Origin of the sequence: Neisseria sp. 27098_8_158, assembly GCF_041433145.1 — a bacterium.
GTDB lineage: Bacteria > Pseudomonadota > Gammaproteobacteria > Burkholderiales > Neisseriaceae > Neisseria > Neisseria subflava_E.
On sequence record NZ_JAPWAZ010000002.1, the window covers coordinates 277554 to 302751 of the forward strand.

28 protein-coding genes and 1 tRNA gene are annotated in these 25198 nt (G+C 52.6%); 10 read left to right on the forward strand and 19 right to left on the reverse strand.

Going from position 1 to position 25198, the window contains the following annotated elements; translation table 11 throughout:
- Positions 1–111 precede the first annotated feature (111 nt).
- The 5 genes from glnE to O3681_RS06850 all read left to right on the forward strand — a co-directional run bounded on the left by glnE (position 112) and on the right by O3681_RS06850 (position 7783).
- A complete protein-coding gene (gene glnE / locus O3681_RS06830) occupies positions 112–2796 on the forward strand; it encodes a bifunctional [glutamate--ammonia ligase]-adenylyl-L-tyrosine phosphorylase/[glutamate--ammonia-ligase] adenylyltransferase (protein WP_371459590.1) in 2685 nt (894 codons plus the stop codon).
- Positions 2797–3078: 282 nt separating this feature from the next.
- A complete protein-coding gene (locus tag O3681_RS06835) occupies positions 3079–4173 on the forward strand; it encodes an FAD-dependent oxidoreductase (RefSeq protein ID WP_371459591.1) in 1095 nt (364 codons plus the stop codon).
- A gap of 167 nt (positions 4174–4340) precedes the next feature.
- A complete protein-coding gene (gene glyS, locus O3681_RS06840) occupies positions 4341–6404 on the forward strand; it encodes a glycine--tRNA ligase subunit beta (protein ID WP_003748191.1) in 2064 nt (687 codons plus the stop codon).
- Positions 6405–6568: 164 nt separating this feature from the next.
- Positions 6569–7648, forward strand: coding sequence for an iron-sulfur cluster carrier protein ApbC (gene apbC / locus O3681_RS06845; RefSeq protein ID WP_003748192.1), 1080 nt, complete (start codon positions 6569–6571; stop codon positions 7646–7648).
- 59 nt (positions 7649–7707) lie between these two features.
- Positions 7708–7783 (forward strand) — tRNA-Lys (locus tag O3681_RS06850).
- A 182-nt stretch (positions 7784–7965) separates the two neighbouring features.
- Here the strand turns inward: O3681_RS06850 and O3681_RS06855 are convergent.
- The 5 genes from O3681_RS06855 to O3681_RS06875 all read right to left on the reverse strand — a co-directional run bounded on the left by O3681_RS06855 (position 7966) and on the right by O3681_RS06875 (position 12900).
- Entirely contained in the window at positions 7966–9219 is a 1254-nt protein-coding gene (locus O3681_RS06855; protein ID WP_371459592.1) for an ABC transporter permease, read from the reverse strand.
- Positions 9216–10130 (reverse strand): ABC transporter ATP-binding protein, encoded by a 915-nt coding sequence (locus O3681_RS06860; protein ID WP_107723782.1) that lies wholly within the window; start codon positions 10128–10130, stop codon positions 9216–9218. Before O3681_RS06860 ends, O3681_RS06855 begins: the two co-directional genes overlap by 4 nt.
- 27 nt (positions 10131–10157) lie before the next feature.
- Positions 10158–10901, reverse strand: a complete 744-nt coding sequence (locus O3681_RS06865; protein WP_107723781.1) for an SH3 domain-containing protein — start codon at positions 10899–10901, stop codon at positions 10158–10160.
- Positions 10902–10982: 81 nt separating this feature from the next.
- Entirely contained in the window at positions 10983–11981 is a 999-nt protein-coding gene (locus O3681_RS06870; protein ID WP_070606141.1) for a BtrH N-terminal domain-containing protein, read from the reverse strand.
- A gap of 70 nt (positions 11982–12051) precedes the next feature.
- Positions 12052–12900, reverse strand: coding sequence for an RnfABCDGE type electron transport complex subunit B (locus O3681_RS06875; RefSeq protein WP_371459712.1), 849 nt, complete (start codon positions 12898–12900; stop codon positions 12052–12054).
- A gap of 210 nt (positions 12901–13110) precedes the next feature.
- Here O3681_RS06875 and O3681_RS06880 point away from each other — a divergent pair, with 210 nt between their 5' ends.
- A complete protein-coding gene (locus tag O3681_RS06880) occupies positions 13111–13578 on the forward strand; it encodes a YchJ family protein (RefSeq protein WP_371459593.1) in 468 nt (155 codons plus the stop codon).
- A 264-nt stretch (positions 13579–13842) separates the two neighbouring features.
- Here O3681_RS06880 and O3681_RS06885 read toward each other — a convergent pair whose 3' ends face one another.
- Positions 13843–14631 (reverse strand): inositol monophosphatase family protein, encoded by a 789-nt coding sequence (locus tag O3681_RS06885; protein WP_003684681.1) that lies wholly within the window; start codon positions 14629–14631, stop codon positions 13843–13845.
- Between the two features lie 180 nt (positions 14632–14811).
- On the opposite strand from O3681_RS06885, the gene O3681_RS06890 reads away from it, so the two are divergent.
- From O3681_RS06890 to O3681_RS06905, 4 genes are all read left to right on the forward strand, one after another.
- Entirely contained in the window at positions 14812–15537 is a 726-nt protein-coding gene (locus tag O3681_RS06890) for a 16S rRNA (uracil(1498)-N(3))-methyltransferase (RefSeq protein WP_371459594.1), read from the forward strand.
- A 107-nt stretch (positions 15538–15644) separates the two neighbouring features.
- Entirely contained in the window at positions 15645–15935 is a 291-nt protein-coding gene (locus O3681_RS06895) for an acyl carrier protein (protein ID WP_003748215.1), read from the forward strand.
- Positions 15932–16990, forward strand: a complete 1059-nt coding sequence (locus tag O3681_RS06900) for a beta-ketoacyl synthase N-terminal-like domain-containing protein (RefSeq protein WP_371459713.1) — start codon at positions 15932–15934, stop codon at positions 16988–16990. Before O3681_RS06895 ends, O3681_RS06900 begins: the two co-directional genes overlap by 4 nt.
- Complete coding sequence (locus O3681_RS06905) at positions 16972–17661, forward strand: hypothetical protein (RefSeq protein ID WP_107723775.1); 690 nt, start codon at positions 16972–16974, stop codon at positions 17659–17661. Before O3681_RS06900 ends, O3681_RS06905 begins: the two co-directional genes overlap by 19 nt.
- A gap of 213 nt (positions 17662–17874) precedes the next feature.
- Here the strand turns inward: O3681_RS06905 and O3681_RS06910 are convergent, their stop codons facing one another.
- Genes O3681_RS06910 through O3681_RS06970 form a run of 13 tightly spaced genes read right to left on the reverse strand, consistent with a single transcriptional unit; the run spans position 17875 to position 25137 of the window.
- Complete coding sequence (locus O3681_RS06910) at positions 17875–18315, reverse strand: phage virion morphogenesis protein (protein ID WP_049322359.1); 441 nt, start codon at positions 18313–18315, stop codon at positions 17875–17877.
- A 2-nt stretch (positions 18316–18317) separates the two neighbouring features.
- Positions 18318–19223: a phage minor head protein gene (locus O3681_RS06915; RefSeq protein WP_371459595.1), complete on the reverse strand. Its 906-nt coding sequence runs from the start codon at positions 19221–19223 to the stop codon at positions 18318–18320.
- Complete coding sequence (locus O3681_RS06920; RefSeq protein WP_371459596.1) at positions 19223–20695, reverse strand: DUF935 domain-containing protein; 1473 nt, start codon at positions 20693–20695, stop codon at positions 19223–19225. Before O3681_RS06920 ends, O3681_RS06915 begins: the two co-directional genes overlap by 1 nt.
- 21 nt (positions 20696–20716) lie before the next feature.
- Entirely contained in the window at positions 20717–22231 is a 1515-nt protein-coding gene (locus O3681_RS06925) for a terminase large subunit domain-containing protein (RefSeq protein WP_254321784.1), read from the reverse strand.
- Positions 22228–22773, reverse strand: coding sequence for a DUF3486 family protein (locus O3681_RS06930; protein ID WP_371459597.1), 546 nt, complete (start codon positions 22771–22773; stop codon positions 22228–22230). The genes O3681_RS06925 and O3681_RS06930 overlap by 4 nt, the downstream gene beginning before the upstream one ends.
- 2 nt (positions 22774–22775) lie before the next feature.
- Complete coding sequence (locus O3681_RS06935; protein ID WP_254321783.1) at positions 22776–23093, reverse strand: hypothetical protein; 318 nt, start codon at positions 23091–23093, stop codon at positions 22776–22778.
- Positions 23090–23410, reverse strand: a complete 321-nt coding sequence (locus O3681_RS06940; RefSeq protein ID WP_013448349.1) for a hypothetical protein — start codon at positions 23408–23410, stop codon at positions 23090–23092. The genes O3681_RS06935 and O3681_RS06940 overlap by 4 nt, the downstream gene beginning before the upstream one ends.
- Before the next feature lie 2 nt (positions 23411–23412).
- The gene (locus O3681_RS06945; RefSeq protein ID WP_049332755.1) at positions 23413–23622 is read right to left on the reverse strand and encodes a TraR/DksA family transcriptional regulator; all 210 of its coding nucleotides are present in this window, start codon (positions 23620–23622) and stop codon (positions 23413–23415) included.
- Positions 23615–23833 (reverse strand): hypothetical protein, encoded by a 219-nt coding sequence (locus tag O3681_RS06950; protein ID WP_049322366.1) that lies wholly within the window; start codon positions 23831–23833, stop codon positions 23615–23617. The genes O3681_RS06945 and O3681_RS06950 overlap by 8 nt, the downstream gene beginning before the upstream one ends.
- Positions 23814–24209, reverse strand: coding sequence for a hypothetical protein (locus O3681_RS06955; RefSeq protein ID WP_049322367.1), 396 nt, complete (start codon positions 24207–24209; stop codon positions 23814–23816). Before O3681_RS06955 ends, O3681_RS06950 begins: the two co-directional genes overlap by 20 nt.
- Positions 24193–24522: a hypothetical protein gene (locus O3681_RS06960; RefSeq protein WP_070646918.1), complete on the reverse strand. Its 330-nt coding sequence runs from the start codon at positions 24520–24522 to the stop codon at positions 24193–24195. Before O3681_RS06960 ends, O3681_RS06955 begins: the two co-directional genes overlap by 17 nt.
- The gene (locus O3681_RS06965; protein ID WP_049322420.1) at positions 24447–24620 is read right to left on the reverse strand and encodes a hypothetical protein; all 174 of its coding nucleotides are present in this window, start codon (positions 24618–24620) and stop codon (positions 24447–24449) included. Before O3681_RS06965 ends, O3681_RS06960 begins: the two co-directional genes overlap by 76 nt.
- Positions 24621–24633: 13 nt before the next feature.
- Positions 24634–25137, reverse strand: coding sequence for a glycoside hydrolase family 108 protein (locus O3681_RS06970; RefSeq protein ID WP_293198245.1), 504 nt, complete (start codon positions 25135–25137; stop codon positions 24634–24636).
- Between the last annotated feature and the right edge of the window lie 61 nt (positions 25138–25198).

A 25198-nucleotide genomic window follows, 5' to 3' on the forward strand; every position in this document is an offset into this window, starting at 1 on the left:
GGGTTGCAAAGGTTGGTATTTTAGCCGATTGCACGGATAGGGGAAAGCGTGGGTTTCAGACGGCCTGAAACCTTGCTATGATGGTCTTTTCTGTTTATTCAGGCAAAGATTATGAACCGCCTCGATACTGCCCGCCGTTATTCCCTTTTTCTCGCTCGCAACCTTGATTCCGGCAAACTCAAGCCCGAAATTTTCCTGCCCATGCTGAACAAGGTGTTGACTGAAGCTGATTTTCAAGCCTTTGCCGACTGGGACAAAATCCGCGCGGAAGAAAACGAGGAGGAATTGGCACGGCAGTTGCGCGAGTTGCGCCGCTATGTCGTGTCGCAGATTATCGTGCGCGATATAAACCGCATCAGCGATTTGAACGAAGTAACCCGCACGATTACGCTGTTTGCCGATTTTGCCGTCAATACCGCGTTGGACTTTTCATACGCCTATTATCAGGACATGTACGGCACGCCGATCGGGCGTTATACGAAATCGCCGCAACATTTGAGCGTGGTGGCGATGGGTAAGGCAGGCGGCTATGAGCTGAACGTGTCTTCCGATATCGATTTAATTTTCATCTATCCCGAATCGGGCGATACCGACGGCAGGCGAGAACGGGGTAATCAGGAGTTTTTCACCAAAGTCGGGCAGAAATTGATTGCATTGTTGAACGACATTACCGCCGACGGGCAGGTGTTCCGCGTCGATATGCGGCTGCGGCCGGACGGCGATTCGGGCGCGCTGGTGTTGAGTGAAACCGCGCTGGAGCAATATCTGATTACACAGGGGCGCGAATGGGAGCGCTATGCGTGGTGCAAAGGCCGCGTGGTTACGCCGTATCCGAACGACATCAAATCGCTGGTGCGCCCCTTTGTGTTCCGCAAATATCTGGATTACAGCGCGTATGAGGCGATGCGCAACCTGCACCGCCAAATCCGCAGCGAAGTCAGCAAAAAAGGCATGGCGGACAACATCAAACTCGGCGCGGGCGGCATCCGCGAAGTCGAATTTATCGCCCAAATTTTCCAAATGATACGCGGCGGACAAATGCGCGCGCTGCAACTGAAAGGCACGCAGGAAACGCTGAAGAAACTTGCCGAGCTGGGCATCATGCCGTCTGAAAACGTCGAAACCCTGCTGGCCGCCTACCGATTCCTGCGCGACGTCGAACACCGCCTGCAATACTGGGACGACCAGCAAACCCAAACTCTGCCCACCTCGCCCGAACAGCAACAACTGCTCGCCGAAAGCATGGGTTTCGACAGCTATGCTGCTTTTTCAGACGGCCTCAATGTGCATCGGAACAAAGTCAATCAGTTGTTCAACGAAATTTTGAGTGAACCCGAAGAGCAAACGCAAAGCAACAGCGAATGGCAATGGGCATGGCAGGAAAAACCCGATGAAGAAGAACGGCTAGGCCGTCTGAAAGAATATGGGTTTGATGCCGAAACCATCGCCACGCGGCTTGACCAAATCCGCAACGGCCATAAATACCGCCACCTTTCCGCCCACGCCCAGCCGCGTTTCGACGCCATTGTGCCGCTGTTGGTACAGGCGGCGGCCGAGCAACCCAACCCGACCGACACATTAATGCGGCTGTTTGACTTTCTCGAAAACATCAGCCGCCGCTCCGCCTATCTCGCCTTCCTCAACGAACATCCGCAAACCTTGGCTCATCTGGCACAAATCATGAGCCAAAGCTCATGGGTGGCGGCGTATCTGAGCAAATATCCGATTTTGCTGGACGAACTCATCAGCACGCAGCTTTTGGATACCGCGTTCGACTGGCCGGCCCTTGCCGCCTCACTTTCAAACGATCTCAAAGCCTGCGGCGGCGACACCGAAGCACAAATGGACACACTGCGCCATTTCCAACACGCCCAAGTCTTCCGCCTAGCCGTTCAAGACCTTGCCGGATTGTGGACGGTAGAATCACTTTCCGACCAGCTCTCCGCACTTGCCGACACCATCCTTGCCGCCGCCCTGCCGTGCGCGTGGGCGGATATGCCCAAAAAACACCGTGATGCGCCGCAATTTGCCATCATCGGCTACGGCAGACTGGGCGGTAAAGAGCTCAGCTATTCCTCCGATCTCGACTTGGTCTATCTTTATGACGACCCTCATCCCGATGCAGGCGACGTGTACAGCCGCCTCGCCCGCCGCCTAACCAACTGGCTTTCCGCCGCTACCGGCGCAGGCAGCCTCTACGAAACCGACCTGCGCCTGCGTCCCAACGGCGATGCAGGTTTCCTCGCCCACAGCATCGCTGCCTTTGAAAAATACCAACGTGAAAACGCATGGACATGGGAACACCAGTCCCTCACCCGCGCCCGTTTTATCTGCGGTACGCCTGATGTTCAGACGGCCTTCGATCGTATCCGTACTGAGATGCTGACCGCTGAACGCGACCAAACCGTTTTAGCAGGCGAAATCATCGAAATGCGCGAAAAAATGTTTCCCATCCACCCGCCTGCCGACAGCAACGTCAAATACGCGCGCGGCGGCGTGGTCGATGTTGAATTTATCGTCCAATATCTGATACTTGCCCATGCCCGCCAGTATCCGCAACTCCTCGATAACTACGGCAACATCGCCCTATTGAACATCGCCGCCGACTGCGGCCTCATCGACAAAACCCTCGCCGAACAAAGCCGCACCGCCTACCGCTTCTACCGCCAGCAGCAACACAACACCAAACTGCGCGATGCCAAAAAAACCGAAGTAACGGACGAGTTGCTGACCCACTACGGCAATGTGCGAAAACTATGGCAGGAAGTATTCGGGGCAGAAGTGAAGTTCGGATAAGCAGGCAGGCGTATTTAACGCGTCAATATAATTTGATTTGCCGTCGCAACACACTCACTTCAAATAGTAGGTTTTATGTAAGGAAGATATTTTTATAAAAGCTGATTGGCAGCTTGAAGCGGTAACTGTCGGGTATAGAGGGAAGCTTTTTGTTTGCGTATTACTGATTCAGTTTGAGCATGGTATGCAAAAACTGTTCTCATTTTGTGTCGATATTGTGATATAGCAAAACAAGTTCTAAAATATGCTGCTTATTTATATATTAAAAACAAGGAGAAACTGATGTCTAAGGTTACGGTACTCGGTGGCGGTCTGTCGGGCCGTCTGATGGCGTTCCAACTGGCAGAGCAGGGCATTTCGGTCGAGTTGTTTGAGAAAGGCGAACGCAACGGCGCGCAAGCCGCCGCTTATGTTGCCGCGGCCATGCTGGCGCCGTCTGCCGAAGCGGTGGAGGCAACGCCCGAAGTCATCCGTTTGGGCAAACAAAGCATTGCGCTTTGGCGCGCGATTGTCGGCCGCCTGAATACGCCGGTGATGATGCAGGAAAACGGCAGCCTGATTGTCTGGCACACGCAGGACAAGCCGCTTTCTGCCGAGTTTGCCCGTCATTTGAAGCGCGGCGGCGTGGCGGAACATGAAACCATACGTTGGAACGCGGATGAAATCGCAGCCAACGAGCCGCAACTGGCAGGGCGGTTTTCAGACGGCCTGTATCTGCCGACAGAAGGGCAGTTGGACGGACGGCAGGTATTGAATGCGTTGGCCGATGCTTTGGAGTCGATGAATGTAGCGTGTCATTGGTCGTGCGAACGCGAAGTCGAAGATTTGGCAGCGCAATACGATTGGGTCATTGACTGCCGCGGTTATGGTGCAAAGAGCGCGTGGAACAGGCCGTCTGAAAGCGTTTTGCGCGGCGTTCGCGGCGAAGTGGCGCGCGTTTACGCCCCCGAAATTGAGCTGTCCCGCCCCGTGCGTCTGCTGCATCCGCGCTATCCTTTGTATATCGCGCCGAAGGAAAACCATATTTTTGTGATTGGTGCGACCCAAATCGAAAGCGAAAGCCAAGCGCCGGCCAGCGTGCGTTCCGGTTTGGAACTTTTGTCTGCGCTGTACGCCGTGCATCCGGCATTTGGCGAGGCAAACCTTTTGGAACTGGCCACCGGCCTGCGCCCGACTTTAAACCACCACAATCCTGAAATCCGCTTCAACCGCGAACGCCGCCTGATTGAAGTCAACGGCCTGTTCCGCCACGGCTTTATGATTTCCCCGGCCGTGACCGGTGCGGCCGTGCGTTTGGCCGGCGCGCTGTTTGCCGGAAGCGACATTCCCGAATACGACGAAACCAGCGGTTTGCCGTATATCCGCGCTACGAATTGAAGCCGTTGCGGACGAAGTGGCTTGAAAATCAGGCAAATTGTTTGTGAAAGACAGCCACAGGCCGTCTGAAAATGATAAAATCGCCGTCAATTCAATTAACCTTGCGTCTGAAAACCGCATGATGCCGTTTTCAGACGCCAACCAATTTCCTATTTAACGATAAGCACATGACAACCCAAACCCTCTTAATCGAACTTCTCACTGAAGAACTCCCGCCAAAAGCCCTCAATAATCTGGGCAACCATTTTGCTGCTTCCGTTGCCGAAGGCTTGGAAAAAGCGCAACTGATTGACGGCGCAGCCGAATACACTGCCTACGCTTCTCCGCGCCGTTTGGCCGTTCAAGTCAAAAATGTGAAAGCCGTTCAAGCCGACCAAAAAATCGTGAAAAAAGGCCCGGCCGTGGCCAATGCCATGAAAGACGGTGCGCCGACTAAGGCTTTGGAAGGTTTTGCGCGCGGTGCGGGTGCGAAAATCGAAGACTTGACCGTCATCAACGACGGCAAGCAAGACGTGTACGCCTACGAATACGTCCAAACCGGCAAACCGCTGGGTGAGCTTTTGGAAGACATCATCAATGCCGCAGTGAAAAAACTGCCGATTCCTAAAGTCATGCGTTGGGGCAGCAGCACATTCACCTTCGTGCGCCCGGTACACAGCCTGATCGTGCTGCACGGCGGCGACATCGTCAACGTCAGCGTTTTGGGTCTGCAAAGCGGCAACAAAACACTGGGTCACCGCTTCCTCTCCAGCGGCAAAATCGCTATTGAAAACGCCGACAGCTACGCCGCACAAATGCGTGAGCAAGGCAAAGTGGAAGCATCGTTTGCCGAGCGCAAAGCCGCCATTCAGACGGCCTTGAACGAGCAGGCAGGCCGTCTGAACGCGACCGTTGCCGCCGATGAAGCATTGTTGGACGAAGTGACTGCATTGGTCGAATGGCCTGTGGTATTAGAAGCTGGTTTTGAAGAACACTTCCTCGCCGTACCGCAAGAATGCCTGATCCTGACCATGCAGCAAAACCAAAAATACTTCCCGCTGCTCGACCAAAACGGCAAGCTGATGAACCGTTTCCTGCTGGTTTCCAATCTGCAAACCGAAGATCCGTCACACATCATCCAAGGCAACGAACGCGTCTTGCGCGCGCGCCTGTCTGATGCCGAGTTCTTCTACAAACAAGACCAAAAAGCGACTTTGGAAAGCCGCCTGCCGAAATTGTCCAGCGTGGTTTACCACAACAAAATCGGTTCGCAAGCCGAGCGCATCGAGCGTCTGCAAAGCATCGCCGCCCACATCGCCAAAGCTTTAGGCGCGGACGCTGCCGCAGCCGAACGTGCCGCACGTTTGGCCAAAGCCGACTTGGTCACCGAAATGGTCGGCGAGTTCCCCGAATTGCAAGGCACTATGGGCAAATACTATGCCCGCTTGGACGGCGAAACCGAAGAAATCGCCGAAGCCATCGAGCAACACTACCAACCGCGTTTTGCCGGCGACAACCTGCCGAACGGCAAAGTGGCAACCGCCGTTGCTTTGGCCGACAAATTGGAAACCTTGGTCGGCATTTGGGGTATCGGCCTGATTCCGACCGGCGACAAAGACCCATACGCCCTGCGCCGCGCCGCCTTGGGTATTTTGCGTATGCTGATGCAGTACGGTTTGGATGTAAACGAACTGATTCAGACGGCCTTCGACAGCTTCCCCAAAGGTTTGCTCAACGAGAAAACGCCGTCTGAAACCGCCGACTTCATGCAGGCGCGTTTGGCCGTGTTGCTGCAAAACGATTATCCGCAAGACATCGTTGCCGCCGTACTCGCCAAACAGCCGCGCCGTTTGGACGATTTGACCGCCAAACTGCAAGCCGTTGCCGCGTTCAAACAGCTTCCCGAAGCCGCCGCGCTCGCCGCAGCCAACAAACGCGTGCAAAACCTGCTGAAAAAAGCCGATGCCGAGTTGGGCGCGGTTAACGAAAGCCTGCTGCAACAAGACGAAGAAAAAGCCCTGTATGCCGCCGCGCAAGGTTTGCAGCCGAAAATCTCTGCTGCCGTTGCCGAAGGCAATTTCCAAACTGCTTTGTCCGAACTGGCTTCCGTCAAACCGCAAGTCGATGCCTTCTTCGACGGCGTGATGGTGATGGCCGAAGATGCCGCCGTGAAACAAAACCGCCTGAACCTGCTGAACCGCTTGGCAGAACAAATGAACGCAGTTGCCGACATTGCGCTCTTGAGCGAATAAGGCCGCGTTTCAGTTGCCCCTCTTTTCAGGCTGCCCGATGATTCAGGCAGCCTGAAGTTTTTCGGGCGTATCCCTTACATGGCGTTCAAGGGTATAATTCAGCAGATTTGTCAGGCAGGCAAATCGCGCACATCAAACAATTTCCCACATTCAAGAGGCAGATTATGAATATTCCAGCCATCCGAACCGCACTCGATGCCGTGTTGATTCCCACCACAATACGCACTTTGGGCAGCGAAAAAGCCGTTTCGCTTCTGGAAGAGCGTTCAGACGGCCTGCATATCGGTCTGAAATTCGCGTTCCCGGTTGCCCATATTGCCGCAGACATTGCCAACGCCGTTCAAGAAGCCGTCATTTCACATACCGGCGATACCCACATTCACTTGAGTATCGATACCGAAATCGGTACGCATAAAGTCCAACCCGGCGTAGCAACCATCAAAGGCGTGAAAAACATCATCGCCGTTGCATCGGGCAAAGGCGGCGTCGGCAAATCAACGACCACTGCCAACCTTGCCACCGCAATGGCCAGAATGGGCGCGCGCGTCGGCGTACTCGATGCCGACCTGTACGGTCCAAGCCAGCCCACCATGCTCGGCGTACAAGACCGCAAACCCGATCAACAAAACAAAAAACTCATTCCCGTTGAAGCCGAAAGCGGCATTCAAGTGATGTCCATCGGTTTCCTGGTCGATACCGACCAAGCCGTCGTTTGGCGCGGCCCGATGGTCAGCCAAGCCTTGCAACAGCTTATGTTCCAAAGCGAATGGGACAATGTCGATTATCTCTTCATCGACCTGCCGCCCGGTACCGGCGATATCCAATTGACCCTGTCGCAAAAAATCCCCGTGACCGGCTCCGTTGTCGTCACCACGCCGCAAGACATCGCCCTGATTGATGCACGCAAAGCCGTGGATATGTTCAACAAAGTTAATATTCCGATTTTGGGCGTTTTGGAAAACATGTCTGTCCATATTTGCACCAACTGCGGCCATGCCGAAGCAATCTTCGGCGCAGAAGGCGGCAAAAACTTGGCAGAGCGTTTGAATGTACCGTTGCTCGGCCAACTTCCCTTGAGCCTGCCTGTACGCGAAGCCATGGACAGCGGCACATCTTTAGCCTTGTTTGAAAACAACCAAACCATCGCCGACATCTACACCGAAGCCGCCTTCCAAATCGCTCTGGCCATTGCCGATAAAGGCAAAGACTTCAGCAGCCGCTTCCCAAAAATCGTCGTCGAATAAAAAAGTTTAAAAAAGGTGTTGACAGCTGTGTGACCTGTCTCTATAATGCACAGCTTATCGGGTCGTTAGCTCAGTCGGTAGAGCAGCGGACTTTTAATCCGTTGGTCGAGCGTTCGAATCGCTCACGACCCACCAAATATAAAAACCTGCTTTGAAAAAAAGCAGGTTTTTTTACGTTTGGATTTTAGGATTTGTTGAAAATATTTTGTTATTGAAACAATCCATAGCGCATCAAGCTTCAGGCCGTCTGAAAATATCTTTCAGACGGCCTGAAGTTTTATAGGAATGGTTTTGAGAAATAAGTTTTCTACCTAGGTTTAAAACCTTACCTGCGTCTGCAACTGCCTCCGATAAATCAATACGGCAGCAGTCAGTGTGGTAAAAGAGAATGCAGACAATAAGAGCAGATACTGGCCGATTCCATTCAAGCCGCTGCGGTTGAGCAGTAATTCCTGAAAAGCCTTCAAGCCCCAAGCCATCGGGGAAATCCAAGTAAGTTGCTGCATGGTTTCGGGCATGACGTGTGCAGGCACCATAATGCCGCCGATTGCCGCCATCAGGATAATGCCGCCGCCGCCGAGGACGACGGCGTGTTCGGTGGATTTGGAGCAGACGCTGATTAATAGCGCGTAGCCAAGGGCGGAGGCACTGACGGCAGCGGACAGCAACGCGTAGGGAACAAGGCTGCCGTTGAGTATGAGGGCGGGTACGCCGATTTCGGGTAATAGGTAGCGGCCGAGCAGCAGCATTCCGACAAACTGAAGCTGGTTAATCAGGAAATAGGGAACGAGTTTGGCGGCAATCAGGCCGGACGCGGAGGCGCGGGCGAGACGCAGGCGGGTGATGGTGTTGGTCTGGCGTTCCAGCGCCATAACGTTCGACAGCGGTATCATGATGAAAAACATACCGAAAATCAGCCATGCGGGAACGCTGTGTTGTACGGCGTTGGGTTTTTCCACCGTGCCGCTGCCTGCACTCAGATAGTGTTCTTCCAGCATTTTTTTATCTAAAAAGCTGCGCACGGCGGCGAATTGTTCGTCGTTTTTTTCATCGACTTTTTTCTGGATGTCTTTACGGATGGAGCGGGGCAGTTTTTTGTTGTCGATTTTGATGCCGTCGTTGTTGTCGAAATAGGCGTCTAGCCGCGTTTCGGTGTAGTGCTGCTGCAAAACGCCTTTGACAGCCGCCAGCCATGAAGGCTCGGTATCGGGCGGTACATAGATTTGCAGGGCTTTGTCGTCGGCGATTTTGCCGGAAGCGGGGTTCGGGTTGTGCAGCACCAGTTGAAAACGCTTGTCGTGTAGGCCGTTTTGCGCGTCGGTCAGTTTTTCAGACGGCGTCCGCGTAACATGAATCTGCTCTTTTTCCAGAGCGGCGGCCAGCGCGGTATTGATACTGTCGTTTGTTGCACCAACCAGCGCGATACGGCTGTCAGTGTGCGGATCTTGGTCGCGGCTTAGCGCCAACGACATAATCAGCATGAAGGCGATGGGCATCACAAACAACACGGCCAAACCGTGCAGGTCGCGGCAGAGCAGTTTGAGTTCTTTGAGGAGGGAGGAAATCGTCATTGTGGATTTTGCTTATCTGTTGCCGGTTTGTCTTTGCGCAGGAAATCAAGGTAAAACGTTTCCAGCGAACCGTGTCCCTGCTGGAAGTAGCGGATTTGTGCGCCGCTTTGTTGCAGGGCGGCGTAAACGGCGGCGGCATCGTGCGTCGTTTCCATCATGCCGCGGCTGTCCACTTGCTTGGCACCCAAAGCAGTCAGCGTTTGAGGCGGCAGTGGCGGTTCGACGGTAAAGAGCACGACACCTGTTTGCGTACTTAAAAGCTCGTCCAAACCGCCGTGGTACACCAGCTTGCCGTGCTGCAGCAGCGCGATTTTGTCGCAAAGCTGCTCAATTTCCGACAGATAGTGTGAGGTATAAACCACGGTTACTCCCTGCCGTGTCAAATCCGCCACGCTGTCGAGGATAAAGCGGCGCGACTGCGGGTCGATGCCTACCGTGATTTCGTCGAGGAACACCAGTTGTGGAGAGTTAATCAGGCCGATGGCAAAATTCAGACGGCGTTTAAGCCCGCCCGAAAGATGCTTTGCCGCTTTGTTTTTGTGGGTGGTCAGGTCGGTCTGCTCCAACAGCGTGTTCAGACGGCCTTTGTCGCGCACTTTGTAAAGTGAGGCGAAAAACAGCAGGTTGTCCCACACCGAAAGCTGCGGATAAAACGCGAAATCCTGCGGCACCAAACCGATTTTTTGCCGCTCGTTGCGGCTTAACAGGCGCAACGGCTTGCCGTCAAACAAAATTTCGCCCTGCCGTACTTCCTGCAAGCCGGCCAAAAGCGACATCAGCGTCGTTTTCCCCGCACCGTTGTGGCCGAGCAGCCCCAAACATTCGCCGTCGGCAATATCGAACGACACATTGTCCAGCGCGGCAGTTTCGGCTTTGGGATAATGGTGGGAGAGGGATTGGATTTGAATCATGGTTTCAGACGGCCTTTCGAGCGATATTTAAATCGCAGCACCCCATAAATAACGGCGCTGGAATTTGCTGTCCTTAAATATAAAGCAGACGCCGAAAGGATCACCGTCCGAACCTTGTCTGCCGAACAGGTAAAGCGTCTTATCGCTGTGGCGGTAATAGGCTTTCCAGCCTTGATATACATTGCTGCCGCGTGCGGTGGCGGCAAAATCGGGCGAGAACAGTCCTTGCAGTTCGGCAGCGGGAACCGCTTGACCGTTTAGCGTGATACGCTCAAGCGCGAACACGCTTTTGGGGATGACGTAGTCTGTACCATAGAAAGGTTTGCCTTGATAGAATCGCGCGGTGTATTTGTCTTTGCTGATACCCGAGAAATCACTGCGTTTTGGGTGAATGCGGCGGGCTACGATGTGTACCTTTTGACCGTTGCCGGACAAAGTCAGTGTATCGTCATGACCAGATTGTTCGCGCAGGCGGACGAAGTTTTTGTCGGAGGCGGGAAATGTTAAACGGCTGTAATGGATAAAGCCAGAATCGTCGGCGTTTGCCTGTTGCAGCTGAACAAAACAGAAGTCCGACCTGTTTTCACTGAGTTCTTCTATACATTCCAACGGTGTGCCGTTGGGAATTTTTGCCAAGACTTTGGCTTTCAAATCGGGGCGTTCGCGTAAGTTGGTGTGTCCGTCGGCATCATGAACCAAGGCAAAGCCGTTTTGCGGCGCGGCATGGGTTAAGGCGGAACACAATAATAAGAGGGAAGCTAAGTAACGCATTTTTTTATTTCTTTTAGTTTTTAGACGGCCTGAATGTCAAAATAATTCACGGTAGATTAATCGGGATCGAATAAATCCTGATTATTTCAATAATCCCCGCCATAACGCTTCTTCATCATCCGCAATTTTGCGCAGAAATTCGGCAATGTTGCGGCAACCATTTTCAGACGGCTTTTTGCACTGTTTCACACACATTGCTGCGAATTGGCGCCATTGGTCGCCGATGGCGGTCATTTGTTCTGAGGCCGTCTGAAACGCAGGTTCGTTGCAGATATGAGCGGCTTGTTCGAGGAAGTAGGCGTAGATATAGCGGAAACCTGCGCCGCCGGTACCGATTTCTTCCTGCATCCGCACCAAATGGCCAAGAAACAGTTTTTGGTATTTGTCGTTTTGTTTGGCAGGCAGGGATTCGATTTTTTTTGCCAGCGTGCGGATGCCTTTTACGCCGATGAAAAAGACCGGCGCGAGCATATGTTTGGCGTTTTTGCGTATGGCTTTGCGGATAATGGCGGGTAAGTCTGCCATGATTTTTTCAGACGGCCTGTTATCTTCCAAGGTGTACATCATGCCTTTTGCCGCCAATACACCTTTGGCGAAGCGCGCACGCTGCAAATCTTCGGCGGCGCAGCGTTGCACGGTTTCAAATACGGGGTCACTGATGAGGTAGTCGTTGCCGTCTTTGCCGTACACTAAAAGATTGTGTGCGTTGAAATGGAAGCGCATTTGCGGCGGGAAGTAGGGCAGCCAAAAGACGGAGGTTTGCAAACCGGCCAGTTTGCCTGAGGATAGCGCGGCATCCAATGCGGCTTGTCCTCTTTGTGCGTCGGAAAATTTGCGGACAGACAATTTCAGCCCCAATGCCTTGCAGGTGTTTTTGATGATGCTGCGCGGCGCGGTACGGTAAGAAACCAGCGGCATGCCGTTTAATTTGATCAGCGGCATCCAGACAAATGTCAGCGCATGGGCAATGCCGAAAATCATGGCTTCATCTAAATTGTGGCCATGGTATTTGAGCAGGGTGGACATCACACCGCTTTCGCAATGGGCGGTATGCTGGTGTGGAAATTCTTGTGTGGTCATAAAGTTATTGGTTTTCGTGCAATGTTTTCAGATGGCCTGATGCGGTCGGAATGGTTTGTTGTTTTGGAAATCAGCGGGCTTCTTTGGCCGCTTCCTGCTCGGCTTTGTGACGGCGCAGAAATTCGATGGCGGCGGCTTTTTCGGCTTCGTTGCCGTATTTGGCATCACGTTGGGCGCGGCGCAGTTCGGCGCGTTCTTTAGCTTCTTCGATTTGTCGCGCTTTGAAGTCTTCGCGGTTGTCGGAGGAGACGAGTTTATCCTGTTGTGATTGCGCTTTTGCCATGGCTTTGGCAATCAAATCCATGGGGTTGAATGCGGCGCTTGGTGCGGCTGTTTGGGTTTGTGCCTGTGCGGCCTGTTTGGCTTTGACGGCGGCTTCGCGTTGCGCCAGCAGGGCTTTGCGTTCGGCATCGTCGCGCTGTTTGCGCGCGGTATGGCGTTCGAAACGGCTTTGTGCGTGTTCGGCGGCGGCAAAGCGCGGTTCGGCAGAGGTGCTGAAACGGCGTGCGGACGGCAGGAAGGGCTGCGATACGGGAACCATGTCGATGCAGTCGACGGGGCAGGGGGTAACGCACAAGCCGCAGCCGGTGCATTCGTCGCTGATGACGGTGTGCATCAGTTTGGACGCGCCCATAATGGCATCGACAGGGCAGGCGCGGATGCAGGCGGTACAGCCGATGCAGACGGCTTCGTCAATCAGGGCTACGGCTTTGATTTGTGTTTTTGCCGGAGCGAGGTATGGCTTGCCCAACAGGTTGGCAATGTCTTTCATGACGGTTTCCCCACCCGGCGCGCACAGGTTTACCGGCGCTTCTCCTGCCGACAGGGCGCGCGCATAGGGTAAGCAGCCTTCATAGCCGCACTCACGGCATTGGGTTTGCGGCAACAGGCGGCTGATGCTTTGGATGGGAATGGTCATCATGGATAGTCAAAATCGAAAAGGTGCATTATATCAGATTGTTGCGTTTATTTTGGCGAAACCCGTTTTGCTTATTTTAGTGAACCTTTCCACGCTCGTTTTGGTAAACTCGTTACACTCGTTTTAGTGAAACGCGCTACGCCCATTTTCAGACGGCCTGAGTCGGGTTTGCGTTATAATTTTGAAATGGATTTATTCGGGTAATTAGGAATGACGGCTACACTTTGCCCCTGTCAGTCGGGGCGCGGTTATACGGAATGTTGCGCACCGTTTCATGCGAGTGAGGCGACGGCTTCAACGGCGGAAGAATTGATGCGTTCGCGTTACAGCGCGTATGTTTTGCAGGAAATCGACTATATCTTGGACACGACTGTCCCTGCGCAGCAGAATTTGTTGGGCAAGCAGGATTTGGCGGCATGGAGTAAGCAGACGCAGTGGTCGGGATTGAAGGTTATCCGTCATGTGCCGTTTGGCAAGCTGCATGCTTTGGTTGAGTTTGAGGCGTATTTTGAAGAGAACGGGCAAACTGAGTGCCATCATGAATTGTCGGCGTTTGTGAAAATAGATGGGCGTTGGTACTTTATTGATCCGACCGTTGCTTTGCCGACGATGAAACAGCCTTGTTTGTGTGGCTCGGGCAAAAAGTTTAAGGCGTGTTGCGGACAGTTTTTCAAATAGTAGTGTAAACAGGCCGTCTGAACGTTCAGACGGCCTGAGCTGTTTTTGCAGATAAAAAAAACCATTCATACTAAGGGAGAAGTATGAATGGCCAATACATTGCGGGAAAACGTCTTACTTGCTGCACCGCCCAAAAGGGATGAAAGAGCGGTGTTGTGTCAGCGATTGATATTCTACCGTTTTTAGTATTAAATGCTGTTAAGAAGTGAAATAATTTCAATAAGTTGCAAGATAATCGTGATTTTTTGAAGATAAACGGTATTTTTACTGATTTTCTCGAATCCATTTTACCCATTGCTGAAACAGCTCGGGTTGCAATGCGGCAATGACGGAACGCTTGAATACATGTTCGCCGCTCCAAAAATCGTCGCCTTCCAGTGTGGTCAGGCAGCCGCCGGCTTCTTCAAAAATCAATGCGCCGGCAGCGTAGTCCCACAGCTTTTGTCCGCCATGGATGTAAATATCGTAGCGGCCGCTGGCGAGGTAGCACCAATCGAGCGTGCTGCTGCCCATGCTGCGGATTGTGCCGAATGGGGCAAGGGTATTCATGCGGCTGGCGAGTTTGCCCGAACGCAGGTATTTGATTTCTACGCCGGCAATGGATTCGTTGAGTTTTTTGTTTTCGGAGCGCAGCGGCAGCGGCGTGCCGTTGAGGAATGCGCCTTTGCCGCGTTCGGCATAGAAACATTCGCCGCTGACTGGATTGTAAATCACGCCCAATTCGGCGTGGCCGTTTTTAACCAGCGCGACGGATACGGCAAAATGCGGCAAACCGTTGACGAAGTTGTTTGTGCCATCGATAGGGTCGACAATCCACAGGCCGTCTGAATGTTCGTTCCACAAACGGGTTTGCTCCTGAACGCTCATCTCCTCGCCCAACATCGGACAATCCTCCAATAAGGGCAGGGCGGCGGCAAAAGCGGTTTGTGCGGCCAAATCTGCTTCACTCAAAACCGAGCCGTCTTCCTTGCGTCGTGACGGCGTGTTCAGAAAACGCGGCATGACTTCGGTTTGGGCGATGTGGCGGACGACTTTCTGTAAACGGTATAGCACGGCGTATCCTTGTTTTTTGCAGTTTTGCGTGACAGTGGATTAAAATTCGGGAAGTTTTCAAATTATAGTGGATGCAATCGAAATCAGGCAGGAGTATGTCGCCGTGTTTCAACTTCATTCATGAAATTTTAAATTTAAATTATATACATTAAATTATATACATGAATAAAGCAGGAAACCATGCCCCGATTTTATGTTGATTTTGCCTTAAGCCCCGACAGCGTGGTCGAATTACCCGATAATGTGGTGCGCCATCTGAATGTATTGCGCGTGAAAAATACGGAAGAAATCGTGTTGTTCAACGGCAATGGCAAGTCATATCCGGCTTTGCCCGAAGTTTTGGAAAAACGCCGCGCCAGCATGCGGATTTTGCGTGAAGAGGCAACGGACAACGAATCGCCGCTGAACATTACGTTGGTACAGGCGGTATCCGCCGCCGAGCGCATGGATTTCACTTTGCAGAAAAGCGTGGAATTGGGCGTGGCAGAAATTCGTCCGGTCATCAGTGAACGCTGTGTTGTCCGCTTGAGCGGCGAACGCGCTGAAAAGCGGGTGGCGCGTTGGCAGGAAATTGTTGTTTCGGCGTGTGAACAAAGCGGCCGCAATATTGTGCCGAAGGTTTTGCCGCTGTCGACTTATGCCCAGGCATTGCAACAGTTGCCGCAGGAAACGGCCAAACTGTTAATGAGCTTAAACCGCGCACAAAAACTGAGCGATGTTCAGCCGCAATTCGGCAAAGTCGTGTTTATGGTCGGCCCGGAGGGCGGCTGGACGGAGAAGGAAGAGCAGCAGGCATTTGATGCTGGTTTTCAATCCGTTACGCTCGGCAAACGGGTGTTGCGTACCGAAACCGCCTCACTTGCGGCCATTGCCGCCATGCAGACGCTTTGGGGCGATTTTGCATAAAGTTCGGGCCGTCTGAAAACGAGCGTAGCGAGTTTCGCTAAAACGAGTGTAACAAGTTTCGCTCAAACAAGCTGTTGCTTCATGAGATAAAAATGGGAGTTTAAAAAATGTCTTACACCTTTACGCTGGCCGAGCACGAGCTGGAAGCGGAATTGAAAAAGTTAATCGTGCAAGAGGCCGATAAGGCCGACGATGTGGATATGGATGATTTCACCGACGATGCGCTTTTGTTTGGCGATGACAGTCCGGTCGGTTTGGATTCGCTTGATGCACTGCAAATCAGCGTTGCCTTGCAACAGTATTTTCAAGTGCGCCTGCAGGGCGACCGTATGGTGCGCAAACATATGATGTGCGTACGCGATTTGGCGGCGTTTATCCGCGCGGAGCATGGCGCGTGAGTTGGGTTTGCGGTACGGCGGCCACGTCTGCCTTGAATCCGCAAACGGATTTCAGACGGCCTGATGCGGTGTCTTATACGTTTTTAAACCAGCCGCAGCAGGCTGCTTATTTCCGTGCATTCGCCGGCAACCACTTGGGGCGGAAGAAACTTGCGGATATTGCTGAACAACATTTGCGCCTAGCTGCCGAAAATGCAGGCTGGCCATCTGAAAGTTGGCATGATGCGCCGGTGTTTATCGGGTCTAGTTCCTATTCCATCTCCGAATATGAAAACTGCCATTTTGTGGGCAATAGGGCGGAAGAAGAACACAATCTGCTTTATCTCGCCGAAGATTTGCGCCGGCGCAGCGGCAATCGGCAGATTTTCAGTTTCGCTACTGCCTGCACTTCATCCGCCCATGCGCTCATTCAGGCGGATAACTGCTTGCGCGGCGAGGCGGAGCGTGCCTTTGTGCTTGGGATTGAAAACCTCAACCGACTGACTTTGCTGCATTTTCACAGTTTGGGTTTGCTGGCAGAACACTATCAGCCTTTTGGCGGAAACGGTTTGATTTTAGGCGAAGGTGTTGCCGCACTTGCCTTATCTTCCGTTGCTCCCGAATCTTCTTCAGGCCGTCTGAAACTTATCGGACACGCTGCCAATACAGGCAATGACCTGATTCAAAGCGATGGCCAAGCGCAAGAGCAGGTGATGCGCCGTGCGTTAGATATTGCAGGCATCGCTCCTGAAAGCATTGCAGCCGTTAAAACACACGGCATCGGCACGGCTGACAGCGATGCCGCTGAATTGGCCGCACTGGAAAATATATTCGGTGCACTGCCGCCTCTGATGGCGTTTAAGCCGCAAATCGGACACACGCTTGGCGCAACGGCAGCCCTTGAAACAGCCCTGCTTTTATCCGCTTTAAAACAAGGTGGAAACAGCGATTATCAGGGGCGGGAAATTCGTTTTTCCGAGTGCGCAGCTTCACAAAAAGGCGGTTTTTTCTGTTTGGCCAATCAGTTTGGTTTTGGCGGCAGCAACACATCTTTGGTATGGAAATGGCAACCGTAAATCCTAATATCCGCATTACCGCCGCCGTGCGTTTTGATACGGACGCTGGCACCGGTGGTAAAATTCTCAAACAAACCTTAAAGCAGCAAAACGGTATAGATACCCGCCGCCTCAGCCGCTTGAGTTTGATTGCCGCGCTTGGTGCAGGGCAACTGAAGGAACAAAGCAAAATTTGCCCTGATTGCACCGTTTTTCTCGGTACGCTGTTTTCTTCGCCATCCGTGTTTGAAAAAATGGCAGACAATGTACTGAACCATCACGCTGCGATGCCGTTTGACTTTATTGCCAACCTGCACAACGCTCCCGTTTTTCATGCTGCTCAAGCGTTAGGAACGCATGGTGCAACTTTGGTCGTAGCTGTCGACAACAATATGGATACCTGCTTTCATCCATTGTTGCTGGCGATGCAATCTGTGCAAAATGGCGGACAGGCTGCGGTTGGCTGGGCATATGAACATCAAGCAGCACATGCCGATACCCATGAAGGCAGTATTTGGATTGTGCTTGAAGCCGGTGCAGAGCAGGGTGTTCCCGTTGTGTTGAATGATGAAGTGATGCAGACTGATAGGTCGTCTGAAAAGCCGCAATATTATTGGCAAAATATCGCCGATTGGATAGAAGCAGTAATGGCGCACGAGGGTAGGGATGTGAAGAAATGTACTTTGGCGTGATCAGCAAATGATTTTAGAGAAAGTATTTGTCTGTTGAATAAATAAGGTTTGTACCATTAAAAAGGCTGAAACCCAATGAGATAAATATATAGAGTCTCTGAGATAATTGGGATTATTTTGGATAGAGCGGGATTTGGTGGGATTGGTTTTGTGAAAAGTAGTTTCATAGAGTGCAATAAAAAGACGAGTATAATTTGCTCGTCTTTTTTTTGTTTACAGGCCTGAACTGAGTGACTCGATTGCAATGTCAAGGATGCGTTTATCTGCTCCGTTTTGAAGTTGACCACTGCCGTTGATTGGTAGATAGGGTCGGGCTGGAAGTTGGACGCTATGGTTTCTGCCTGCGGAGCCACCCAAGTGGTGGATTGCCGCATATGGTTTGTTGCTTCCGATACGTGCAAAGTCGTTGCCTACTTGTGTGGAGATGCTGGCTGCAAGTTGGCCGGTCAGTTGCAGAGTCTGCCCGCCTTGAGCTGCGCGTTGGCTTTGTTTCCATCTGTTGCCACCGAAACTTTCGCTTTCGAAGTTTTCTTCGGTTAATGAAGTCATTTCGGTCGCGATGGCTTTCATCATTTTGCGCGGATGGCTTACGTTTTGTAGAAGCTGGCTCAAGCCGCGATCTAATGATGAAGTATCAAGATTAATTTCAAGCATATCTAACCTTTGATTAATTTTAGTACCCATGCCAAATCGACAGCAGATAATGAGGATTTGAATTTGCTGTCGGTCATCATGGTTTTTAAGGCTACACGTGCAATATCGGGATGAACGGATTGTGCTTTTTGGACGGCTACGGAAGCCATTCGCGAGAGCATGGCTTTTCCTTGGTTGGCATTGAAGCCTGCGCTTGGGGCAACAAACTTTCCGTCAATCCGCAAGCCGGTGCGTTGGGCATAGCGGGCTTCTCCGGTGTATTCGTTGCTACCGATGTCGACGGTTTGAGTCTCAAGTGTCGGACTAGGTAAGGCACGGCTTTCTCCTGCGGCGCGTGATAATGGACGCACGCGGCAGCGGCAGCGGAAATCCAACGGCGGATACATGGTGTCCCAAACCGGGTCGGCTGCTGCATAGACACGGCCGTGCATTCTACGGTGGCTGTCACGGGTGCGGCTGTCGTTTATAGCGACGTATTGCCAATACGGGTGGGTGTCGACAGAATCCATCATTTCAGCGTAGCGTCCAGCCATGTAGGCTGACTGCATATTGGTCAGATAGATGGTTTTCAGGCGGTGCGGGCTACCGAGTTGAACAGTTTGGGCTTCGCCAGTGTCCGGATTGGTTGTTGGGGTGCGTCCCCACCAACCTTTGCTTTGCAATACCGGCGTGAGTGTTTTCTGAAACTGCTCCAGCGTTTGTCCGGTCTCTGTAGCTTTGACGACTGCGCGATAAATGTCGTTGGCCACGTCCATGCCTGCGGTTTTGGCCACGGTAAAGGCGGTGGCGTGGGCATCGTCCAGCATGTCCTGCCAATCCCACGAAACGGCCACACCTTTCTGCTTCAAATATTCGACCGCTGCTTCCGGCTCTAGGCCGAAAATTGCCTTGATGTCTTCCGGATTCATCAGCTCATCTCCTGCGCCGCTTCAATGCGGCCGACCAAACCGGACAGGAAAATCACACGCGCCAGCTCGTTTTGCAAGGTGGTGTCATCCATATTCGGGAACTGCTCGGCCAAGCGGTCGAGAATATTGTCTTCGGTTTCGCCGCGCTGCAAATCCTGCACCAATAAGGCAGTCAGGTCGCGGCCTTGTTGGTTCAGACGGCCTGCATTGGGCGCAAGCGTATCTAAAATCAAGCCTGCATCGGTTTCTGTGCCATCCCAACCTTCGGCAAAGTCAGCAGCGGTCGGGATAATGGCATCTTCTTCAACGATATCGCCGTCTTCCAAACCATAAGTGCGTTTCCAATATTGCGGGGTGAATTTCACACCCGCACTGAACAGCATACTGTCACGCTCGGCACGCTCTTTCGTCCCCGCCTCCTCGTTTTCAAACAGTTCGAATTTCGGACAAGCCACATCGCCGAAATTCAGTTCCACCACCCATTCAATCAATTCGTTAAACGCCGCTTCGACAATACGGCGGTCACCGTCACGGATATCGTCGGCAATTTCCAAGCCCGCGCTGGCACTGGCATGGTTGGTTTCTTTGTCGGTGGTTTGGTCTTGGCCAAGCAAGGCAATGTTGATGCCGGACTTACACTCTTTCAGCAGCTTGTCGAATGCATCTACTGATGATGACTTGCCGCTGGCTTCGTGGATTTCGACGCTGGAATCATTCGGAATCGTGCCGACCGAATTACTTATTAAAGCTTCCAATGCGTCGAGCAACTTTTCGGTGTCGCTATGGGTATTGGAGCGTGGCTCTTTGCCAATGAGCCAAGGTGCGCCGTATTTTTCGGTGAAACTTACCCAAAATTTCATGCCGCCGCGTTTGAAAGTTACCAGCCAAAACACCAAACCCAAATCACCTAGGCCATAAGGGTTAAGATAGTCGTCCTCATGGCGCGGACACAGAAATTTATAAGGCGGTAGCGGTTTTTGGCTCAAGCCGTTTTCGGTAAAAACCAACTCACGCTCATCATTGAATCCGAACCATTCCTGCGGCTTGGCCACAATTTCAGACGGCAGCCATTGACTGCCTTTTTGCCAGATAATTTCGATAGGCTGATAGCCGAAAAATGCGGCATTCATGATGTCTTTGCAGATCTTATAAACATCTACATCAGCAGCCAGCCAATTTTCGACAAAATCCAATACACGATCTTCGACTTCATCGCCGCTGAGTTTCCAATCCAGCCTTGCCACAGCGGCTTTGCGGCGGCGCACGAAGCTACCGACCAGCTCGTCGCGCAACAATTCGCGGTAAACATGGATTTGCTTACCCATCTTACGCAAAATCGGGTCCGGATTAGGCAACCAACCGCCGAAACCGCCTAAAAATTGGCGTGAGACGGCGATATGGCCGGTCAGATCATCGGGTTTGAAGGTGATGTTGCCATGATTGGTTTTGAGTTTGAAATGCGGTTTTTTCATGGGATTCTCTTTTCAGACGGCCTAAAAGCCATGCGTTGTTCTGCTAATTCGACGCACGCGGCGGCTGGCCACGCGTACCGGTCCAGCATTGAGTTCGCGGCTAGCGTAATGGGCAAGGACAAAGGCAATCGCTGCGTCGCCGTGGCGTTTTTTGCCGTCTTGACCTTTGGTTCGGGTGTCCGGAATACGAGGCACGCCTTTGACTAATTCGAACGCACGTAAATCGGTGAGGATGTCTTCATCTCGCGGCAGGCCGTCGAGTGTGCCGTCTTCAAGGGCGGCTTTGAACGGAGCGGTATGGGTGCGGTACCAGTTTTCCGACAGCATCACGGCTTCCACCACTTCTGCGCCGAACGCATCGCGCATGGCTTCTGCCAGAGATTGACCGTTGCCTCGTGCATCCAAGGCCGCGCCGCGCAGATTGGGTAGCTTGGCCAACAGGTGCTGCATAATTTGCTCCTGCTGGGCAAACGGCATATTGCCCAGCTCCAAAACAAACGGCGGTTTTAAAATCAGGTCTTTGCTTTGTAAGAGCGGCACAATCACGGTGCGGTCGCCCGAGCGGGCAAAGTCTTCGCCTACAAAAGAAACACAGGTTTTGTCCAAACTGTCGAGCAGCGGCTGCAGGGTATCGGCTATCCAGTCCGCCACTTCGGCAGCACGGCGCGGTTCGGGCAGCAGGCCGAAGTCGTCGGTCTGGTCGTAGCGGATAACCGGCGTGTATGGGGTCATACGGCTTTCGATTAAGGCACGGTTCAGCCATTTGCCGCCGCCGTTTTTCGGGATACAGTCCAACTCTTCGCTGGCATCTTCACCGTAGAAATCGCGGATTTCCTTACACCACGAGGCTTCGCCTTGGGGTGTCCAATCCTTGCCCAAACGCAGACAGATGCGGCGGTACAAGCCTTGTTCGACCGCTTCGTCAAAGGTAATGCGGTGGACGGAATAAGGTTTTTTCCCTGCACGTACATCGTTAATCAACTCGTTGAACGGGTTGTCTACGCCGTCATGCGTAGAGATGATATGCACCTGGCCGCCCCACATCAGCAAGGCCATTGCCGCTTTAAGCAACTCGCCAAGCTGCTCGTGGAACGCCGCCTCATCAATGATCACACGGCCTTGTTTACCGCGCAGGTTAGAAGGCCGGCTAGATAAGGCTGTAATGCGGTAGCCCGAGGCAAAACGGATGACAAACGCCAGCACCGACTGGCGGTCGTCGCCTTCGACAAACACTTCCTCGGTTTCTTCGATTTCGCCTGCCGCCAGCTGATAATGCTTCGCCCAGCCTGCACAGTCGCGGATAAACTCCAAGGCCATGTCTTTGTTATAGCCGATATACCATGCATCCATACCTTTGGCGGACGCGGCCAGCAGCGCGGTGTCCGCTGCTTCGCCCCAGCTCAAACCGATACGGCGCGATTTTTCGCATAGTTTCACGGGCGACTGGTCGGCGCACCAAGCCTGCTGATACGGCAATAAGACCGTAGGGGTACGGTCTTCTGATGGGCGGGTATTTCGGATTTCAGACGGCGTCATGATGCAATCCCTAAAATATGCTTGCGGATGGCCTCGATCGATTCTTCAGACAAGCCGCCTTTCTTGGCCTGCTTGGCTACATCTTCGGCGGCCGCCTGTACTTTGGCTTTGACCTTGGCCTGATACTCTTTCAGGCGTGTGCTGGCGGAAATCAGACCGCTAATTTTCTTCGCACCCTCGGCCATCACGCCGAAACGGTCGAGCGCGTTTAATTCTTCGCTGTCCATCTCGCCTATGGCTACCAATGCGTCGAACAGTTCGGTTTGCAGCATGGCCATCAGGGCTTCGCTACGGGTATCGCCTTCATCGGCTGCGCCTTCGGCAATCAGTCGCGCGGCTTCGGTGCTGGATTTGATGGCAGCGAAACGACGTTGCACTTTTTGGCCGTAGCGATGGGCGGCTGAGCGGCTGATTTCATAGCCTTGGTCTTGCAGCCATTCGGCAATGGCTTGGTAGTCTGAAAAACCGTTTTCTACCAGCTTCCGTTCAAATTCATGTCGGATGGCTTCGGGGAGTTTTTCAATGCTGCTGCGTTGCGCCATGCCTAGCTCCATACTTTCTCAGGCCGTGCAATACCGGCACGGCACTCCACCGTATATTCGGCAATATCGACACCTAAACTGGTCAAGTCGGCAAACCACAGGCCGTGCGGGGCTTTATTGAGGTCTACCATTTTGCGGTCAGACAGATAATCAAGTTGTTGGCGTAGCTCCAGTGCGGTGGTTTGCGGGTAAATCGCGTTCATGATGTCCAACAAGAAGGTTTCGCTTGTCGTGTGCGGTCGGGCTTTATTAAGGGTGTTGATAATGTTCCAACGCATACCCTCGCGCCGTTGTTTGGCGATCAGTTCCTGGCTAATCATTTTTTTACGCTTTCCATTTTGTAGATTTCAGTGAGTTTTTCTGCGACGTTGTCGAGTTTGGCTTCGAGGACGACTTGATTACGGATGTAGTCTTCGCGCAGGACGTATGTGAGCGGCAGGCCGGCATTGAATTCCGCCAGTTTGTTTTCCATGATTTCGACTTTACCCTGTAGGCGTTCCTGCTGTTTTTGGCGTTCGTCCTGCTGCTCGCGGAATTGCGCCAGCAGCATTTTGCCGAAGGTGAAACAGATGCCGAGGAATGAGAGTAAAAAGCCGACAAGTTGCCAAAACTCGATGTGAATAAAGGTTTTTTCCATTTTTATGGCCATCCGTGTTCAAAATATTCTTGGCAGACAACGCAGCGTGTACAGCCTTTGACTGCCTGTTGTCTTGCTTTTGGTATCGGCGCACCGCAATCTTCACAATGACTGAGGCTGGCGGTGGTTTCAGACGGCGGTTGATGCTTTGCCAGTGATGCTGCGAGAAAGATGGCTTCGCGTTCGGATGCGCGGTCGGCAAAATCAGTCATTTTTCAGACGGCCTTTCTTGTACCATGTCTGCCAGCCAGAAATTTGTTTTTCCAGTTTTTGGCAGTATTCGCCATAGCGGACGGCGTGGTTTAAAAGTTGTTCGGGAGAGCCGCCACTCAGACGCTCGGGGCGTTCGTGAACGAGCAGCAGCTCGGAAGAGACGGGGGGGATTTCCGCTACGGTAACGGTTTTAATCGTGGCCGAGGGCACGGTTGTAGAGTTGCACGCTGTTAGTGCCAAGGCCGTTAAAACGGTTGCCGTCTTTTTGTACAGTTTCATCAATCTGCTTCTCCAATTGAGCCGCTTGGCGGCCGATTTGCTGATAGGCGGTTGCCAAATCGCGGCTTTGTGCTTGTGCGAAATCAAACCAACGCTGTTTTTCTTCATTAGCCGCTTTGAGCTTTTCGGTATAGAGCTGCTCGGCGACCAAGGCTGAAGCCTGATAAGTAGCAATGACTTCGGCTTTTTCAGCTTCCGCCTTCTTTGCCGAGGACTTATAGCCGCAGAAATAAATCGTTGGTACTGCACCTGCTATCAGCAAAATCAGAATCAGGGTCTGCCAAATAGGGTTAAGCGTTTTCCACATCGTCTTTTCCTTTATGGATTTCAGCGACCTGCGGAATCGCCGCGATGCCGCGTTTGATTAATGCATACCCGCCGACCAATGCGCCATAAGCCCACCAGAGCCATTCCGGCGCATCCGCTGTTTGCGAGAACTTATAGGTCATAGAGGCGGCTGCCACGTTTGCCCATAGTTTGGTATGGCTGATTTTCCCTGTGGCCGGATTAGATACCAAGCCGCCCAACCATTTGAAAAAGGCGGTTATTTGCGACGCTTTTTTTTGGCTGCGCGTTTCGCGGCGGCTACCCCGCTCTTGCGGTGGGCTTGAGTCCAACACCCCTGAGTCGGCATGGCGTAGCGAATGCCCAGGTCGCTGTGGCTGAAATCGGGCAGCATGGCTGCGGTCATTAGGGCGATGAGTGACTTTTTTGACATGGTTTGTCTCCCTTTAATCGGTGTTATCTGCAGACGCATGAATCAGGTTTTGTGCCACGCGGCGAATCCAGCCTTTGCCAAATGATGTGAACGTGCCGAGCTTGGTATAAAACACCAAACGTTCGGCATTGAAACGGAGCAGAAGGTCATTCTCCGGAAGTGAATTGATGGCTTTGAGGCTGACTGCTCCGATAACGCCGTCGTCCGGCACGCCTGCGGCGCGTTGCAGCATACGGGCAGCATTACCATGGCCGTGGTTGATGCAGGCATCGAAGAATTGGAACGCAACCGCTTCCGGCATTTGATCGGCGTGATAGCGTTCCCAAAATGCTTGACGGTAAATGCCGATAGCTTGTTCGCGTGTCATGGCACGCATGGAGCCGTTGTAGCCGTTTGCCTGTGCGGTGCGCTTGGTGATGCCCCAGTTGGTTTCTCCTCCGGGGTCTTTGGGATGATTGACGTAGCCGCCCTCGTGGGAGAGGACGCGTTCGATGAATTGGTTGAATTTGTCTGACATGGAAAAATCCCTGTATTGAGTTGGAAATCAATACAGGGATTGTAGGAAAGGCCGTCTGAAT

Excerpts from the sequence above, each read along its gene's own strand:
- glnE (WP_371459590.1), top strand. The coding sequence starts at position 112 with ATGAACCGCCTCGATACTGCCCGCCGTTATTCCCTTTTTCTCGCTCGC.
- O3681_RS06835 (WP_371459591.1), top strand. The coding sequence starts at position 3,079 with ATGTCTAAGGTTACGGTACTCGGTGGCGGTCTGTCGGGCCGTCTGATG.
- glyS (WP_003748191.1), top strand. The coding sequence starts at position 4,341 with ATGACAACCCAAACCCTCTTAATCGAACTTCTCACTGAAGAACTCCCG.
- apbC (WP_003748192.1), top strand. The coding sequence starts at position 6,569 with ATGAATATTCCAGCCATCCGAACCGCACTCGATGCCGTGTTGATTCCC.
- O3681_RS06855 (WP_371459592.1), bottom strand. The coding sequence starts at position 9,219 with ATGACGATTTCCTCCCTCCTCAAAGAACTCAAACTGCTCTGCCGCGAC.
- O3681_RS06860 (WP_107723782.1), bottom strand. The coding sequence starts at position 10,130 with ATGATTCAAATCCAATCCCTCTCCCACCATTATCCCAAAGCCGAAACT.
- O3681_RS06865 (WP_107723781.1), bottom strand. The coding sequence starts at position 10,901 with ATGCGTTACTTAGCTTCCCTCTTATTATTGTGTTCCGCCTTAACCCAT.
- O3681_RS06870 (WP_070606141.1), bottom strand. The coding sequence starts at position 11,981 with ATGACCACACAAGAATTTCCACACCAGCATACCGCCCATTGCGAAAGC.
- O3681_RS06875 (WP_371459712.1), bottom strand. The coding sequence starts at position 12,900 with ATGACCATTCCCATCCAAAGCATCAGCCGCCTGTTGCCGCAAACCCAA.
- O3681_RS06880 (WP_371459593.1), top strand. The coding sequence starts at position 13,111 with ATGACGGCTACACTTTGCCCCTGTCAGTCGGGGCGCGGTTATACGGAA.
- O3681_RS06890 (WP_371459594.1), top strand. The coding sequence starts at position 14,812 with ATGCCCCGATTTTATGTTGATTTTGCCTTAAGCCCCGACAGCGTGGTC.
- O3681_RS06895 (WP_003748215.1), top strand. The coding sequence starts at position 15,645 with ATGTCTTACACCTTTACGCTGGCCGAGCACGAGCTGGAAGCGGAATTG.
- O3681_RS06905 (WP_107723775.1), top strand. The coding sequence starts at position 16,972 with ATGGAAATGGCAACCGTAAATCCTAATATCCGCATTACCGCCGCCGTG.
- O3681_RS06910 (WP_049322359.1), bottom strand. The coding sequence starts at position 18,315 with ATGCTTGAAATTAATCTTGATACTTCATCATTAGATCGCGGCTTGAGC.
- O3681_RS06915 (WP_371459595.1), bottom strand. The coding sequence starts at position 19,223 with ATGAATCCGGAAGACATCAAGGCAATTTTCGGCCTAGAGCCGGAAGCA.
- O3681_RS06920 (WP_371459596.1), bottom strand. The coding sequence starts at position 20,695 with ATGAAAAAACCGCATTTCAAACTCAAAACCAATCATGGCAACATCACC.
- O3681_RS06925 (WP_254321784.1), bottom strand. The coding sequence starts at position 22,231 with ATGACGCCGTCTGAAATCCGAAATACCCGCCCATCAGAAGACCGTACC.
- O3681_RS06930 (WP_371459597.1), bottom strand. The coding sequence starts at position 22,773 with ATGGCGCAACGCAGCAGCATTGAAAAACTCCCCGAAGCCATCCGACAT.
- O3681_RS06935 (WP_254321783.1), bottom strand. The coding sequence starts at position 23,093 with ATGATTAGCCAGGAACTGATCGCCAAACAACGGCGCGAGGGTATGCGT.
- O3681_RS06940 (WP_013448349.1), bottom strand. The coding sequence starts at position 23,410 with ATGGAAAAAACCTTTATTCACATCGAGTTTTGGCAACTTGTCGGCTTT.
- O3681_RS06945 (WP_049332755.1), bottom strand. The coding sequence starts at position 23,622 with ATGACTGATTTTGCCGACCGCGCATCCGAACGCGAAGCCATCTTTCTC.
- O3681_RS06955 (WP_049322367.1), bottom strand. The coding sequence starts at position 24,209 with ATGTGGAAAACGCTTAACCCTATTTGGCAGACCCTGATTCTGATTTTG.
- O3681_RS06965 (WP_049322420.1), bottom strand. The coding sequence starts at position 24,620 with ATGTCAAAAAAGTCACTCATCGCCCTAATGACCGCAGCCATGCTGCCC.
- O3681_RS06970 (WP_293198245.1), bottom strand. The coding sequence starts at position 25,137 with ATGTCAGACAAATTCAACCAATTCATCGAACGCGTCCTCTCCCACGAG.